The sequence below is a fragment of the Shewanella sp. SM74 genome (assembly GCF_025653725.1).
GTDB classification, from domain to species: Bacteria; Pseudomonadota; Gammaproteobacteria; order Enterobacterales; family Shewanellaceae; genus Shewanella; species Shewanella oncorhynchi.
On sequence record NZ_JAKKRZ010000006.1, the window covers coordinates 180562 to 194761 of the forward strand.

15 protein-coding genes and 4 tRNA genes are annotated in these 14200 nt (G+C 42.8%); 11 read left to right on the forward strand and 8 right to left on the reverse strand.

All coding sequences use genetic code 11. The features are described from left to right. Positions 1-91: 91 nt before the first annotated feature. The 3 genes from L5M49_RS08660 to L5M49_RS08670 all read left to right on the forward strand — a co-directional run bounded on the left by L5M49_RS08660 (position 92) and on the right by L5M49_RS08670 (position 1737). Complete coding sequence (locus L5M49_RS08660) at positions 92-706, forward strand: chalcone isomerase family protein (protein ID WP_173497576.1); 615 nt, start codon at positions 92-94, stop codon at positions 704-706. After that, positions 694-1239: a DUF3833 domain-containing protein gene (locus tag L5M49_RS08665; RefSeq protein WP_105251860.1), complete on the forward strand. Its 546-nt coding sequence runs from the start codon at positions 694-696 to the stop codon at positions 1237-1239. Before L5M49_RS08660 ends, L5M49_RS08665 begins: the two co-directional genes overlap by 13 nt. 270 nt (positions 1240-1509) lie before the next feature. Continuing rightward, the gene (locus L5M49_RS08670) at positions 1510-1737 is read left to right on the forward strand and encodes a hypothetical protein (RefSeq protein WP_113939410.1); all 228 of its coding nucleotides are present in this window, start codon (positions 1510-1512) and stop codon (positions 1735-1737) included. Positions 1738-1820: 83 nt separating this feature from the next. Here the strand turns inward: L5M49_RS08670 and L5M49_RS08675 are convergent, their stop codons facing one another. Continuing rightward, the gene (locus tag L5M49_RS08675; protein ID WP_105251862.1) at positions 1821-2165 is read right to left on the reverse strand and encodes a DUF3634 family protein; all 345 of its coding nucleotides are present in this window, start codon (positions 2163-2165) and stop codon (positions 1821-1823) included. A 153-nt stretch (positions 2166-2318) separates the two neighbouring features. Here L5M49_RS08675 and L5M49_RS08680 point away from each other — a divergent pair, with 153 nt between their 5' ends. Beyond that, complete coding sequence (locus L5M49_RS08680; protein WP_105251863.1) at positions 2319-2504, forward strand: hypothetical protein; 186 nt, start codon at positions 2319-2321, stop codon at positions 2502-2504. Positions 2505-2940: 436 nt separating this feature from the next. Here L5M49_RS08680 and L5M49_RS08685 read toward each other — a convergent pair. The 4 genes from L5M49_RS08685 to L5M49_RS08700 form a co-directional block, all read right to left on the reverse strand. Next, positions 2941-3016, reverse strand: a tRNA-Thr gene (locus L5M49_RS08685). A 44-nt stretch (positions 3017-3060) separates the two neighbouring features. After that, positions 3061-3136, reverse strand: a tRNA-Phe gene (locus L5M49_RS08690). Positions 3137-3815: 679 nt separating this feature from the next. After that, positions 3816-3891 (reverse strand) — tRNA-Thr (locus tag L5M49_RS08695). 35 nt (positions 3892-3926) lie between these two features. Further along, positions 3927-4002: transfer RNA gene (locus tag L5M49_RS08700), tRNA-Phe, on the reverse strand. Between the two features lie 389 nt (positions 4003-4391). Here L5M49_RS08700 and L5M49_RS08705 point away from each other — a divergent pair. After that, positions 4392-4943, forward strand: a complete 552-nt coding sequence (locus tag L5M49_RS08705; protein ID WP_263265850.1) for a cytochrome b — start codon at positions 4392-4394, stop codon at positions 4941-4943. A 4-nt stretch (positions 4944-4947) separates the two neighbouring features. Further along, positions 4948-5523 (forward strand): YceI family protein, encoded by a 576-nt coding sequence (locus L5M49_RS08710; protein ID WP_263265851.1) that lies wholly within the window; start codon positions 4948-4950, stop codon positions 5521-5523. Positions 5524-5610: 87 nt separating this feature from the next. Here L5M49_RS08710 and L5M49_RS08715 read toward each other — a convergent pair whose 3' ends face one another. Both L5M49_RS08715 and mutY read right to left on the reverse strand, forming a co-directional pair. Continuing rightward, the gene (locus L5M49_RS08715; protein WP_006082532.1) at positions 5611-5889 is read right to left on the reverse strand and encodes an oxidative damage protection protein; all 279 of its coding nucleotides are present in this window, start codon (positions 5887-5889) and stop codon (positions 5611-5613) included. Positions 5890-5891: 2 nt separating this feature from the next. Then, positions 5892-6998 carry an A/G-specific adenine glycosylase gene (mutY, locus tag L5M49_RS08720; RefSeq protein ID WP_263265852.1) on the reverse strand — a complete coding sequence of 369 codons (1107 nt, stop codon included), beginning with the start codon at positions 6996-6998 and terminating at the stop codon, positions 5892-5894. 200 nt (positions 6999-7198) lie between these two features. On the opposite strand from mutY, the gene trmB reads away from it, so the two are divergent. The 5 genes from trmB (at position 7199) to L5M49_RS08745 (ending at position 11589) form a co-directional block, all read left to right on the forward strand. Next, the gene (gene trmB / locus L5M49_RS08725) at positions 7199-7915 is read left to right on the forward strand and encodes a tRNA (guanosine(46)-N7)-methyltransferase TrmB (protein WP_105251866.1); all 717 of its coding nucleotides are present in this window, start codon (positions 7199-7201) and stop codon (positions 7913-7915) included. A 48-nt stretch (positions 7916-7963) separates the two neighbouring features. Continuing rightward, entirely contained in the window at positions 7964-8290 is a 327-nt protein-coding gene (locus L5M49_RS08730; protein ID WP_028761293.1) for a YggL family protein, read from the forward strand. Next, entirely contained in the window at positions 8290-9204 is a 915-nt protein-coding gene (glsB, locus tag L5M49_RS08735) for a glutaminase B (RefSeq protein WP_263265853.1), read from the forward strand. The genes L5M49_RS08730 and glsB overlap by 1 nt, the downstream gene beginning before the upstream one ends. Before the next feature lie 181 nt (positions 9205-9385). Further along, positions 9386-10207, forward strand: coding sequence for a YggN family protein (locus L5M49_RS08740; RefSeq protein WP_263177050.1), 822 nt, complete (start codon positions 9386-9388; stop codon positions 10205-10207). 440 nt (positions 10208-10647) lie between these two features. Beyond that, positions 10648-11589 carry a LysR family transcriptional regulator gene (locus L5M49_RS08745; protein ID WP_006082526.1) on the forward strand — a complete coding sequence of 314 codons (942 nt, stop codon included), beginning with the start codon at positions 10648-10650 and terminating at the stop codon, positions 11587-11589. Between the two features lie 656 nt (positions 11590-12245). On the opposite strand, the gene L5M49_RS08750 is transcribed toward L5M49_RS08745, so the two are convergent. Next, a complete protein-coding gene (locus tag L5M49_RS08750) occupies positions 12246-14096 on the reverse strand; it encodes a DUF885 domain-containing protein (protein ID WP_263265854.1) in 1851 nt (616 codons plus the stop codon). Between the last annotated feature and the right edge of the window lie 104 nt (positions 14097-14200).

Sequence of the window (14200 nt, forward strand, 5' to 3'; positions counted from 1 at the left end):
TTGAGTTGTAGGAATTGATCGCGGTTAAGTCATTATGCTGTTTTTAGTTAAGTACCAGTTGTAAGACATTATGCAGTAAAAGGGGGATCCCATGTCGTCAGTTCGTAATCGTAGCCCAAATCTTGGTTTTTCATTTTTGAACTCAAGCTGCTTAAGTCTATTGGCCCTTAGTTTATTGGCCGCACCTTTAAAAGCGTTAGAGGCGAAAACGCCTGATTTTGAAAATATTACTATCGAACTGAATGATGCCGCCGATGTGACGCAGACTTTTCAGGAAGTGGGCCGCGGGGAAATGGATTGGCTGTGGTTTAGTTTGTATAAGGCGAGACTGATGACGGTAAATGGCCGTTATCAACAGGGGCAATATCCTCTGCTGTTAGATATTGAATATTATCGAGATATTGAGTCAGAGGATTTGCTCGAAGCGACAAAAGATCAATGGAAGCATCTAGCGTTTGCCGAAAATGATATCCAACGTTGGTTGGGTTCATTAAATGCGACTTGGCCCGATGTGAAGCAGGGCGACCATTTAAGTTTTAAGGTGATAGATGGACAAACGAGTCAGTTTTTCTTTAATCATCAACCACTCGACATTATCCATGATGCTAATTTTGCTGAGGCATTTTTAGCGATTTGGTTATCGAAAGCTACTAGTCGTCCTGATTTGCGGGCGCAATTACTCGGAGAAAAACCATGCGATTGTTGAAACGGCTTGTCGGCCGAAAGTTATTTTTAGGTTTAATAATGATAGGGCTGTTGTCGAGTTGTTCATCGGTGGAAGTGACTGATTATAAAGATACTCATCCGACATTGGTTTTGGAGTCATTTTTTAATGGGCCATTAAAAGCCTCTGGGGTCGTACAAGATTTTAGTGGCAAAGTAATCCGCAAATTCAATGTCATTATGGAAGCCAGTTGGCAGGGAAGTGAGGGAGTCATTAATGAATGGTTTGTGTATGATGATGGTGAAACTCAAACTCGTGTGTGGCGCATCAAGGCACTAGGGGAAGGGCGATACTCAGGAACTGCAGGTGACATTATCGGTACTGCCGATGGCCAATCTAGCGGCAGTGCGCTACGTTGGAAATACGATATGTTATTGCCTGTGGATGGTGAGGAATATCAAGTTCATTTCGACGATTGGATGTTCTTAGTGAATGATAATACCATTATAAATCAGAGCGATATTATTAAGTTTGGCATCACAGTTGCTAAAGTCACTTTAGTTATTCAAAAATAGTCTCAGCAATTTTTAGTTAAGTTGGCTTACCCCAGCTTGTCTTGGATTAACTCTGTTGATTAAGACTTAAATTGGCTTAAACAGTATAGCTTGGCTAATAACCCCCTTTTTTCTGCATTAAAGTGTTGAAGTCAAACCAAAGTTGCAGTTAGGCATTTTTGCTAGTGGCATAAGTGATATATGGGGGTAAGGTTATTGCAACCAATTGTTTAAATTTAATTAATCTGAGCTTAAGTCTAAGTCTAAGTCTAAATAGATAGGGGGTAGTCGATGAAAAAACACGTTGTTTTATGGGGAGTATTTTTAAGTCTGTCGTTAACTGCTTGTTCATCTTTTGACTTTAAGTTTGAGGATCATTCTGAGAAACAAGTCGATCCTCATCAACCCGCAAGCGATCCTATGGTGCAAGATAATGAACGTCGTATTCGAGATGCGAGAAAAGACGGTCAGTTAGAATCCGATTTTCTAAAACCTAGGTATCCAGTTAAGTTTAAATAAGAAAATGCCTTAGGAACTCACTTCAACCTCAATACTTAACTATCAATAGCAAGTATTAAGGTTGTTAGGGGAGAGGCGAAGAACTAACCCGCTTGACGACTGTTATCTATCGATTTTTTGTCATAATATTCAAACGGAAACAGATTACGAATCCTTTGCTTTACATTGTCACTCACGTTGGCAGAAATATGTAAGCGTACATCTCCTGATTTTTCAGCCCTAACAGTACAAGTCAGTTTTTCGGTTTTAGCGATTTGGCGACATTCCCGTTCGAATCGTTCGGGGATCTTGCCCTTATGCTGAGTCATACGGCCATCTTTAAAATGCATTTCAAAAATAGTCAGACCTTTCTTGCCACCAAATATCAGTTTGTAAACGAGAAATATACCAATAGCGACAAAAATGAGTTTGAAAATATCGGCTGTCATAACGCCTCCTATCTTATGTTTATAGAACCAAGATACTCCCGAGTTAGTTGTTTTAACAGTGCGCTAACGCGCAATTTTGAATTGGCAATAAAATGATTCCAGCCTAGACTTAACTGGCTAAGGAAAAGTAACCCCTCAGTTAAGGAAAACGCCATGTACTTATCAAATGCAGATCGTTGGTCATTATTGTGTAAGAAGCAAATCGATGTTATCGAAAAACTTGCTACACATTTCCCCGAGAGAAAAGCACATCTAAGTGAGCTCACTCAAGGGTGGCGCCATGTTCAACATCAAGTTCAAGCAGGTGATAGGCCTATGCCACTCGAGCTCATCAAATAAGCACGATTGAGTCATTTGGAACTAGATAGTTTGTATAAGAACGCAAAGCCACTCAATAATGAGTGGCTTTTTTATGTGGCGAATATAAAACTATCATTTATAGGGGTAAAGGATGAAGTGATTGTCTGTTGCGTGAAGTCAATAAATTATCTTAACGCTCAATTTGAGCGCTTATTGTGCCAGTATTGAGGGCGCTATCGTTATTATTGAGGAAAGTCAGTTGTGTTTTGCTTTGAAACGATTCAAATTTCATATACAAAAAAGCCACTCATTGAGTGGCTTCGTTGTTTATATGGTGCCGGCACCAAGAGTCGAACTCGGGACCTGCTGAAATTATCGAGAGTAAGTCAGTTGCGCTTTGTACTGAACACTTCAAATTTCAGATACAAAAAACAGATACAAAAAAGCCACTCACTGAGTGGCTTCATTGTTGATATGGTGCCGGCACCAAGAGTCGAACTCGGGACCTACTGATTACAAGTCAGTTGCTCTACCAACTGAGCTATGCCGGCGTAAAGCACAGTAATAAACCCAATCGAATTCATTACCTTAAAGGTGGTGCCCGAACCCGGAATCGAACCAGGGACACGAGGATTTTCAATCCTCTGCTCTACCGACTGAGCTATTCGGGCAACTAAACTAAGCGTTAGTTAACTACTCTGAACTAAGTCGTGAAGACCTTGTTCGTTCGAAGTGCGCGTATAATATAGTGCTCGCTTTAGCTGTGCAAGCCCTTTTTAAGTGACTGATTAACTATTAAACAAAATGCGCTTATTTATTTGATTCTTTCGTTTTACCCTTATTTTACCGCTGAAAGTTTCAGCACTTTAACGCCAGTAGGTGTTCCTTTTGGCTGTTTATCCTAACTTCCTCATTTATTTATCTTCTATTTTGGAGAGAAAAATTAAGGTTTAAGCTCATTTGTTGCAAGCAAGGAGCTGTGGAGCGCAGTGGGTATTGTTGAGCTTTGATTGATGGAAGCGGAGCAACTAAGAGTAAGCGAGTGGCTTCATTGTTTTATATAGTGCCGGCGGCACCAAGAGTCGAACTCGGGACCTACTGATATTATCAAGAGTAAGTCAGTTGCGATTGACCACAGACTTTATTAGTTATTATTCAAATTTCAGATACAAAAAAGCCACTCATTGAGTGGCTTCATTGTTTTATATGGTGCCGGCACCAAGAGTCGAACTCGGGCCCTACTGGTATTATCAAGAGTAAGTCAGTTGCGATTGACCACAGACTTTGTTGGTTATTATTCAAATTTCAGATACAAAAAAACCACTCATTGAGTGGTTTCATTGTTTTATATGGTGCCGGCACCAAGAGTCGAACTCGGGACCTACTGATTACAAGTCAGTTGCTCTACCAACTGAGCTATGCCGGCTTAAATCTTTACTGCTAATTTTTACTACAGAATAATGGTGCCCGAACCCGGAATCGAACCAGGGACACGAGGATTTTCAATCCTCTGCTCTACCGACTGAGCTATTCGGGCAACTAAACTAAGCGTTAGTTAACTACTTTGAATTTGTTGGCTAAGCCGTATCGTTCGAAGTGGGGCTATATTAGCTAGGGTGTTTGACCTCTGCAAGTGCTTTTTCCTGATAAATCACTCGTTCGGCTGTTTAATGCACATCTTGAGTGTTTTTTATCTCTTATTTTGCGAATTCAGCTCAATTTCATTCGTTGACTGTAGTTTTCAAGTCAGAGGGATACTGATGTTTACTATAGCGTTGTGCTTACAGATCATGATTTTTGGCTTACTTTCTAAAATTTAGAAAGATATAAGCGATTTTTACTGATTTTAGTTTTTAAATTTAGATTTATGATAATGAATATTATTTCATGGATAGCATGAAGAAAACGCGAGTACGGAGTCGCAGTATGTTTCGAAATAGTCAGTTTGCTTATGGAATTACCGCCATTGTGACCCATTGGTTGAGTGCGTTCGTCGTGATTGGGTTATTTGCAGTCGGTGTGTGGATGGTGGAGTTAACCTACTACAGTACTTGGTACAAGACTGCGCCGCATCTACATAAAAGTATTGGGATTCTGTTATTGGCGGCGACAATATTTCGTTTGGTATGGCGCTTAGTTAATCCCAAGCCAGTACCTGAGGCGAGTCATAAACCGTGGGAAAAGACGGCCGCACATTTGGCGCATTTTATTATTTATATCTTGCTCTTTGTCATCATGACTGCTGGCATTTTAATCTCAACCGCAGATGGCCGTGGTATCTGGGTGTTTGATTGGTTTGAACTACCAGGATTGGGACTTTTGTTTGAAAACCAAGCTGATATCGCGGGTGATATTCACCAATATGCGGCTTACAGTTTGATCGCGCTGGTCGTTATTCACGCCGCGGGCGCATTAAAACATCACTTTATCGATAAAGATGCCACCCTACTTAGAATGATTAAATTTAAACGAGGATAATACAATGAAAAAGCAACTGTTAAGCGCACTGATTGGTGTATCTCTATTGGCTCCTGTGGCGGCTTCAGCGGCTGACTATGTGATTGATCATGAAGGCGCTCACGCTTCTATTACATTTAAAGTTAATCACTTAGGTTATAGCTATGTGGTGGGGCGTTTTAATGATTTTAGCGGCGATTTTAGCTACGATGCGGCTAAACCAGCTGCGATGAAAGTGAATGTCACTGTGAATACATTAAGTGTCGATTCAAACCATGCTGAGCGTGATAAACATATTCGCGGTGAAGATTTCCTTAATACTGGCAAATTCGCTAAAGCGACCTTTGCATCTACTTCGGTAGAAGACAAAGGAAATGGCGATTTAGTGATTAACGGCAACTTAACTTTAAATGGTGTGACTAAACCATTAGCGATTAAGGCCCATGCTGTGGGTGAAGGTCAGGATCCTTGGGGTGGCTACCGTGCCGGTTTTACGGGCACAACCACCTTTGCGATGAAAGATTTCGGTATCAAGATGGATTTAGGTCCAGCATCTAGCCATGTTGAGTTAGATCTAGTGGTTGAAGGCGTTCGTAAGTAACTCTTTATTCTGTCATTTAGATGAACAAAAAGCGCCGAAAGGCGCTTTTTTGTAAGCTTTATACTTAGAGCCGACTAACGACCAGAATTAATCTTGGTCTTTTTCTGGTACAAAACCTTCAATTTCTACTTCTTTACCTTCAAATAGGAAAGAGGTCATTTGTTCTTCAAGAAATTTACGATCATCAACATTCATCATGTTGAGTTTTTTCTCGTTGATCAGCATGGTTTGCTTTTTTTGCCATAGGCCCCAAGCTTCTTTGCTGATGTTATCAAAAATGCGCTTACCTAAATCACCTGGATACAGTTGAAAGTCTAGGCCGTCGGCTTCTTTATTTAAATATACGCAATTGACTGTACGCGCCATGATTATTCCTTACTGACTGCGGATTGAACGAGTGATCCCAAATTGGCTAGCACGCGCTCGGTGGCGGCGGCGAGTCCCACTTTGGAAGGATGACTTATGTTATACCAGAGAGACTGGTTTTGTTCCATGACAGCACCCACGCTCTGTTTATTGCCGAGGGTTTTATCGCCGTGAGTTTTATCTAAGTTAAGCATCATGGGCTGAATATCTAAATGAAAGTGGCTAAATGTGTGCCTAAAGCCAGTTAACCATTCGAGTTGCTGCGCATCAAACCCTTGCTCTTCAAGATGAGTTTCAAGGGCAGCTTGGGTAGCGAATTCAGGGAAACACCAGAGCCCGCCCCAAATTCCCGCTGGCGGACGTTTAGCTAGAAAGACTTGGTTGTCTTGCATCATCACTAACATCCACGCCGCTTTGGTTGGTATGGTTTTTTTAGGCTTTTTGCCAGGGAAATCGGTTTGTCTGCCAATCAGTTGAGCTTTGCAATCAATCGCTACAGGGCAAGCGGCACAGTTAGGTTTGCTACGAGTGCAAATACTGGCGCCGATATCCATCATGGCTTGATTATATTTCTGAATATCTTGCTGCGGTGTGAAGGCATCCGTCAGTTGCCAAAGTTGCTCTTCAACCGTCTTTTGCCCTGGCCAACCTGCGATTGCCCCATGTCTTGCTAATACACGTTTTACGTTGCCATCGAGAATGGGGTGATGTTGCCCAAGTGACAATGACAATACTGCGCCTGCAGTCGAGCGGCCGATGCCAGGTAGGGCGAGCACTTGTTCAAAATGTGTTGGAAATAATCCCTGATAATCATCGCGGATTATTTTGGCTGCTTTATGCAGATTACGCGCCCTAGCGTAATAGCCAAGGCCGGTCCAATGATGCAACACCTCATCGTCTGGCGCGTTAGCAAGTGCTAACACATCGGGGAAACGCGCCATAAATTTAAGATAATAGGGAATAACAGTCGCAACCTGAGTTTGTTGCAGCATGATTTCAGAAACCCATACGCGATATGGGGTTTTATCTTGCTGCCAAGGGAGAGTTTTACGACCGTGATTGTCGTACCAAGAGATGATACGTGTAGCGAAGGAGGCTGTAGATTTCATCGGCGCAGTGTAGCGGCAGTTATCTTCTTAGACAAGCGTCAAAGATAAGTTGGCAAGGGATCTAAAGCTAAAAATCGCTGCTAAATTCGCACTCTTAAATAATCTTGGTATACTTTCGCCCCATTAGTGCTTGCACTGTATGTTGAACTTTGGATAATGCCCTTCTTTTATGATGGTGTTGTCCACTAGACGAGGCAAAAATGAGCGAAGTCACTACCGCTGAATTTAATGAAGAAGGCAAGTATCTGCGCAAGATCAGAAGCTTTGTCCTGAGAGAAGGTCGCCTAACCAAAGGCCAAGCACACGCTATTGAAAGCCAGTGGCCAACAATGGGTTTAGATTACAGCCCAGTGCCATTGGTACTAAGCGACGTTTTTGGTCGTGAAGCTGATACTGTGCTGGAAATTGGCTTTGGCATGGGCGCCTCTTTAGTACAAATGGCTAAAGATGCACCAGAGCAAAATTTCATTGGTATTGAAGTACATAAACCGGGTGTAGGCTCTTGCCTCAGTGATGCCGCCATTGCTGGTGTGACTAATTTACGTGTGTATCATCACGATGCCATGGAAGTATTAGAACATGCGATTGCTGACGGTTCATTAGCCCGAGTGCAATTGTTCTTCCCAGATCCTTGGCATAAAAAACGTCACCATAAACGCCGCATCGTACAAGCTGAATTTGCCGAACTTATTCGTCGCAAGCTAAAAATTGGCGGTGTGTTCCATATGGCCACTGACTGGGAAGAGTACAGCGAGCATATGTTAGAGGTGATGCAAGCCGCACCGGGTTATCAAAACCAGTCGGCCGACGGCAGTGTGGTGCCGCGTCCTGATCATCGTCCATTGACAAAGTTTGAAGCCCGCGGCCATAGACTGGGTCACGGTGTATGGGATCTGATGTTTGAGCGTATCGCTTAATCACGAACTCAATTTTAGCTAATTTTAAACACAAAAGGGAAAATCACTATGGCAACTAATCGTAGCCGTCGTTTACGTAAGAAAATGCGCGTTGATGAATTCCAAGAGTTAGGTTTCGATATGGCTTGGACTTTTGATGCATCAGTATCTGAAGCCGATATCGATGCAACTGTAGATAAATTCATCGATGAAGTGATCGAAACCCGTAAATTAGGTTTCCATGGCGGCGGCCACATCGAATGGGAAGGCATTATCGCCACCCAAACGATTGGTAAATGTACCGAAGAAGATATTGCTGCAGTTAAGGCATTCTGGGCGACCCAAAAAGTGTCTCAGGTTGAAGTTAGCGAACTGTACGACATTTGGTGGGGTTAATGCCCGAGTTGGCATTACTTGAGGAAGTGGTCGAGAAAGTTCGACCCTTGCTCGGCCAAGGAAGGGTTGCAAATTATATCCCCGCACTGGCCAGCGTTGATGCTGGCAAATTAGGCATTGCCGTCACGACTGTTGACGGTGAAACTTTAGGTGCGGGCGATTACCTTGAGCAGTTTTCGATTCAAAGTATCTCCAAAGTTTTCAGCTTAACCTTAGCGTTAACTTTATATGAAGAAGCCGAAATCTGGAGCCGTGTTGGCAAAGAACCTTCGGGTCATTCATTCAACTCTTTAGTACAAGTCGAGTTAGAACGTGGCAAGCCGCGCAACCCATTTATCAATGCTGGCGCGTTAGTGATTGCTGACTTATTGCAGAGTCGTTTAGGCGCACCTAAACACAGAATGCTTGAGTTAGTCAGGCAACTAAGCCAAAACGATAAAGTGTGTTTCGATAAACAAGTAGCAGATTCAGAATATCAGCATAGTGCGCGCAATGCGGCTATCGCTTATTTGATGAAGTCGTTTGGTAATTTTCAAGGCGATGTTGATACTGTGCTGCGCACCTATTTTCATTATTGCGCCTTGAAGATGAATTGTGCTGACTTGTCTAAGGCCATGTTGTATTTGGCTAATCGCGGCAAAAGTATCACAGGGTCTGAGCTTATCTCTCAAGTGCAAACTCGACAACTTAACGCTCTGTTGGCAACCTCGGGCTTATACGATGGTGCGGGTGAGTTTGCTTATCGTGTTGGTATGCCAGGTAAAAGTGGCGTCGGCGGCGGTATTATTGCCGTGATCCCTGGAGAACTGTCGATTTGTGTATGGTCGCCAGAACTCGATAATAATGGCAACTCACTTGCGGGCACTGCGATGCTTGAGCATCTAAGTCAGCGTCTCGGCCGTTCTATTTTCTAGCTTTACCTCACGTTTTATTAGCACTATCAGACTAAATGTTAGCGAATTTCGCTAATGACCTTTTAGTGCTAACTTTCAAAATTCAACATAATCATATTGTTATAAAATTGGCACGTCTCATGCTATAAGCTATTCAGTAGTTTAGGTTTATCGAATTATTCAGATTAAAGGACGAACAAAAATGAAATTAAATAAGTTATTAACTGGATTTGCATTATCTGGCGTGATTTTAGGAACATCTAGTGTGCAGCTGGCGCAAGCACAAACAGAGCCAGAAATAGATGAACGCTGTGAAGTTTCCTTAAATTATGACGTTATGGTTGAGCCTAAAAAATTAGTCATGAGCGAGAAGGGCACAGAAAAGTATCGTATCGAAGTTGACAAGTTATTCGTGGAAGGTAAGCAAGTTAACTTAACCGACAAGCAGAAAAAATTGGTTACTCAATATGCCGATGAAGTTTCGACTCAAGTGCCAGAAGTGATTGAACTGGTGAATGAGGCAGTATCTCTTGCTTCCAAAGCTGTTGGTATGGCCTTAACACCTTTAATGGGTGATGCCGCTGGTGCAAAATTTGATGAAATGATGGCTGGCGTTCAAAAACGGGTTGACTCAGTGGCTTACAAGAATGGTGATAGCTTCTATTTAGGGGCGACTGAAGACTCGATGCAAAGTACATTTAACGATGAATTTGAGCTGGAAATGGAACAAATTGTCCAGAATTCAATTGGCGCAATTATGATGAACCTAGGTGGCCAAATCATGTCTGGTGGCGGTGAGAATTTTGAAGCCAAGATGGATACCTTCTCCAAAAAAATGGACAATTTAGGCCAAGATATTGAGCAACAAGTTGAGAGCCAATCTAAGGGATTAGAAGCTAAGGCTGACCGTTTGTGCGACCGATTTGAAAATTTGTTAGTGCTTGAAAATCAATTGCGCCAAGAAGTGCCAGAACTAGCACCTTATGTGTTGACACAAAACTCAACCAAGGAACTGCGTGAATAGTTCTTGTAAATAGTTCTTGCGAATCGCCCTTAGTTTTAACTGCAATAACTTCTATCTCCTTGTGCATGAGTCAAACTTGAATGCTACGCCCCTAGTCAATTTATCGACTAGGGGCTTTTTTATTGGCTACGGTTTAATCGTGGCTACAACCCTTATGGCTAAGTTGATGTGGCTTAATAGGCTAGGCTTGCAGGGATTTAGTTCGGAATGTTACAGTCTAGAGACGAATATTTGGTATACTCTTAAAATATAATTAAAAGCTGGCATATCAGTCAGATATAACCCCCTACTTTAGTGGACTTTTTCGGTCTAAATCTCTGCGTTATGTCATTTTGATGCGAGATATCAATGCTATGGTTATTTTTAAGCGATGATTACGCTAACCACTGCTATTCACCGAAAGTTAATATCATTGTCGTAAACAGCTTAAGGCGACTTCCATGTTAGAACTGTTAGAACCTATTGCGATTTTTACTCATGTGGCCAGAGCAGGTAGTTTTAGTGCCGCCGCAAGAAGGCTTGGGATCTCTAAGTCTAAGGTCAGTACACAAGTCGCCGATCTTGAACATAGACTTGGTGTTCAATTAATTCAACGTACCACCCGCAGCTTAAGCCTGACTGAAGCAGGGCATTTGCTGTATCTGCAAGGTGAAGAACTGCTGCGTGACGCTGAACAAGCGATAGCCAGCGTGCATAACTTAAATGATGCGACCCGCGGCGTGCTTAAGGTTGGAATTTCCCAATCCTTTGGGGTGATGCATATCATTCCTGCGTTGCCATCTTTTATGGCAAAACATCCTGAGCTTGAGCTACAAGTGAGCTTACTGGACCATAAAGTGGATGTCGTGAGCGAAGGCTTAGACTTACTATTAACTATGTCTGAGCAATTACCGCTTGGCATGGTTGCTAGACCTCTGATGAAGTGCCAATTCCTGTTAGTTGCTTCGCCTGGCTATATTGCTCAACATGGCGAGCCAACTCGACCTGAGCAGCTAGTTGACCACAACTGTTTGGTCTATCAAGGCGAGTGGCACGAGCACAGCATGTGGCAATTTAAGAAGGGTGATGACTACTGTGAAATTGGCGTATCGGGTAATTTCAGGGTGGATAATGCGCCTGCATTAAAATCTGCTGCAATCAGTGGTCTTGGCGTTGTGTATCTTGCGAGTTATCTGATGGAAGATGAAATTGCTAAAGGGACATTAGTGCCTTTACTGAAGGATTGGCAATTGACCCACCATCTGCCATTGCAGGCGGTTTATCCCCGTCGTAAGCACTTAGCACCTAAGGTCAGTTCTTTTATCGAATTCATCAAAGATCACATAGGAACGCCACCGTATTGGGATGCTCCCTATGTCGAATTATTCAGTAAACGTCAGTAAAATAGGAAACATTGTTCTCAAAAGCAGTCTTATGTGGTTTTAAATTGGGCAGATACTTTTCTGGTCATTTAAAATCAATACTTTAGATCGAGTTGATGAGTACATTTGTTGATGGTTTTTTAGGGGTTACTAAAGCACTTTTTTATAACATCCTTGAACTCTGTTCTTAATTGAATACAATGGTAACAGTTGATTCGGAATGATCTGAGTCCTATACGTTTATTGGAAATGACCCCTTTCAATTTTTGTATACAGGTCGGCGTTAATGCAGTTTTGGATCACAGCCAACAGAAGTTTGAGAACTAAAACAATGTTGGCTCTTTAAACCATCATCCTAGTTTTTGGTTTACCTCAGCCTTATCGCTGAGGTAATTTTTTTATTGATGGTTTGTAGCCTTGAGCACAAGTTTTGTCTCCCTGTACCCTAAAGTCGCAACTGTGTGTTAAATGATGTGAAGGCGAGTGCTAAAGCATATATTAATGCAACAAATATAGTGACCCACAGTGAGAAGGGTTCTGTTATCTAACGGGATAATGGTACCAATAAAAAAGCCACTTTCTAGTGGCTTTTTTATTGGGCGCAGCTTAAGACTTTCACTTATGTCGCTTTAGTCGTGAAGCAAGTTAACAATGCTTCACGGCTCAGCATTAAGGCATTAGGCCTGCTTCTTACTGGCTATCCAGAGATCGACTTGTTGTTCTAGTACATCCAGTGGTAATGCGCCGTTAGCAAGTACTAGCGTATGGAAGTCGCGGATATCAAATTGACTGCCAAGCTGTTGCTCTGCTTTATGTCTTAGCTCTAGTAGTTTAATCATACCTACTTTATAAGCTGTCGCTTGCGATGGCATAACGATATGGCGTTCAACCATTTTCACCGCATCTGATTTAGCATTTGGCGTATTGTCCACGTAATAGGCAATGCCTTGCTCGCGGGTCCACTTTTTAGCGTGGATACCAGTATCAACGACTAAGCGACAGGCACGCCACAACTCCATTGCTAGGCGACCAAAGTCAGAATAGGGATCGGCGTAGAGTCCCATTTCTTTTGGGAAAGATTCGCTATATAAACCCCAGCCCTCAATATACGCGGTATAGCCCCCAAACTTACGGAACTTAGGAATATTTTGCAGCTCTTGGGAAATGGCTATCTGCATATGGTGACCCGGAATACCTTCGTGGTAGGCCAGCGCCTCCATTTGGTATTTTGGCATGGCTTTCATGTCATATAGGTTTGCATAGTAGCTACCTGGACGCGAACCATCCGGTGCCGGTTGTTCATAGAAGGCTTTACCAGCAGATTTTTCTCTAAAGGCTTCAACCTGCTTCACTACCATGGAGGCCTTAGGTTTTACTTTGAACACTTCATCCAAGCGCGACTTCATATTGTCGATGAACTTAGTCGCCTCAGCTAAATAGGCGGCTTTGCCTTCGGCGGTATTGGGGTAGTAGAACTGGGGATCATCACGCATAAAGCTAAAAAATTGCTGCAAATTGCCTTTAAAGTTGACCTTCTTCATAATGGCGCGCATTTCATTGTGGATACGCTCCACCTCAGAAAGTCCTAAGTCATGGATTTGATCGGCGCTCATGTTTGTCGTGGTAGTACGGGCCAAGGCATTATTGTAATAGGCGGCTCCGTTAGGGAGTTTCCACGCACCATCGCGGTCATCAGCTTTGGCAGCTAAGGTTTTTACGTAACTAATGAGTTTGTTATAGGCGGGCTCGACTTGAGTAACGAGTGCTTGCTCAGCCTGTTGAAGCAGTGCTTGCTTTTCCGTTTCTTTAATCGCTAATGCGTTAACTTTACGGCGAAAATCTGCGAGTAACGCGCTGTCGTCGCCCTTATCAAAAGGCGCGCCTTTGATGATGTTTTGGCTGTCTGAAATCACATAAGCGAATACGAACTTAGGCGCGATAATGCCTTTATCTGCGCGAACGGCTAATACTGTCTGTAGTTGATTTAAGCGTTTGGGAACGCCATTCAAGCGGCTGATATAGGCCATAGCATCGCTGACATCTGTGATTTGATGTTGGTTAATCAAGAAGGAGGCGATCATAGAGTGGCCGCCATACATTTGATTTACAGGATAATTATGATAGCGCCATTGGTCATCTTCGATGTCATTTTGCAGATTTTGTTTTAGTAAGGTAAGGCTGAGGTTTGTTTGTGGATCGAGCTTGGCCGCATCAATCTGATTGACCCGCTCCAGTTGTTTTTTTGTGCGCGCTAGGGTTTTATCATCGGCGGCATCACCCAGTTCATCCCATTTATCATAGTCTTGCTTGATCCCCATATAGGTCTGCGAAATGGGGCTCGCCATGATGTTTTCCATGAAGATGGTTTCGAACAGAGCATTGGCTTTTTCTGATTCGGTTTGCGCTACTGCATTCACAGGTTCGCTTGCACTGTGTAAGGCTGGCGCAGTTGATGCTGCATACGCGGGAATGGTCAGTAGAGCTGAAAGGGTCAGTGCGACTAAGCTGATTTTAGTTTTTATTGGCATGATCAGGCTTCCTAGATTGATTTGCATCAATACTAAAGAAGCGGAACAAGAATGTATGGATATTAGTGTTAGAAAATGTGTTAGCAGTAATAGTGTTAAACGGC

Bases quoted from the DNA above. Each gene is read 5' to 3' on its own strand.
- L5M49_RS08660 (WP_173497576.1), top strand. From the start codon at position 92: ATGTCGTCAGTTCGTAATCGTAGCCCAAATCTTGGTTTTTCATTTTTG.
- L5M49_RS08665 (WP_105251860.1), top strand. From the start codon at position 694: ATGCGATTGTTGAAACGGCTTGTCGGCCGAAAGTTATTTTTAGGTTTA.
- L5M49_RS08670 (WP_113939410.1), top strand. From the start codon at position 1,510: ATGAAAAAACACGTTGTTTTATGGGGAGTATTTTTAAGTCTGTCGTTA.
- L5M49_RS08675 (WP_105251862.1), bottom strand. From the start codon at position 2,165: ATGACAGCCGATATTTTCAAACTCATTTTTGTCGCTATTGGTATATTT.
- L5M49_RS08680 (WP_105251863.1), top strand. From the start codon at position 2,319: ATGTACTTATCAAATGCAGATCGTTGGTCATTATTGTGTAAGAAGCAA.
- L5M49_RS08705 (WP_263265850.1), top strand. From the start codon at position 4,392: ATGTTTCGAAATAGTCAGTTTGCTTATGGAATTACCGCCATTGTGACC.
- L5M49_RS08710 (WP_263265851.1), top strand. From the start codon at position 4,948: ATGAAAAAGCAACTGTTAAGCGCACTGATTGGTGTATCTCTATTGGCT.
- L5M49_RS08715 (WP_006082532.1), bottom strand. From the start codon at position 5,889: ATGGCGCGTACAGTCAATTGCGTATATTTAAATAAAGAAGCCGACGGC.
- mutY (WP_263265852.1), bottom strand. From the start codon at position 6,998: ATGAAATCTACAGCCTCCTTCGCTACACGTATCATCTCTTGGTACGAC.
- trmB (WP_105251866.1), top strand. From the start codon at position 7,199: ATGAGCGAAGTCACTACCGCTGAATTTAATGAAGAAGGCAAGTATCTG.
- L5M49_RS08730 (WP_028761293.1), top strand. From the start codon at position 7,964: ATGGCAACTAATCGTAGCCGTCGTTTACGTAAGAAAATGCGCGTTGAT.
- glsB (WP_263265853.1), top strand. From the start codon at position 8,290: ATGCCCGAGTTGGCATTACTTGAGGAAGTGGTCGAGAAAGTTCGACCC.
- L5M49_RS08740 (WP_263177050.1), top strand. From the start codon at position 9,386: ATGAAATTAAATAAGTTATTAACTGGATTTGCATTATCTGGCGTGATT.
- L5M49_RS08745 (WP_006082526.1), top strand. From the start codon at position 10,648: ATGTTAGAACTGTTAGAACCTATTGCGATTTTTACTCATGTGGCCAGA.
- L5M49_RS08750 (WP_263265854.1), bottom strand. From the start codon at position 14,096: ATGCCAATAAAAACTAAAATCAGCTTAGTCGCACTGACCCTTTCAGCT.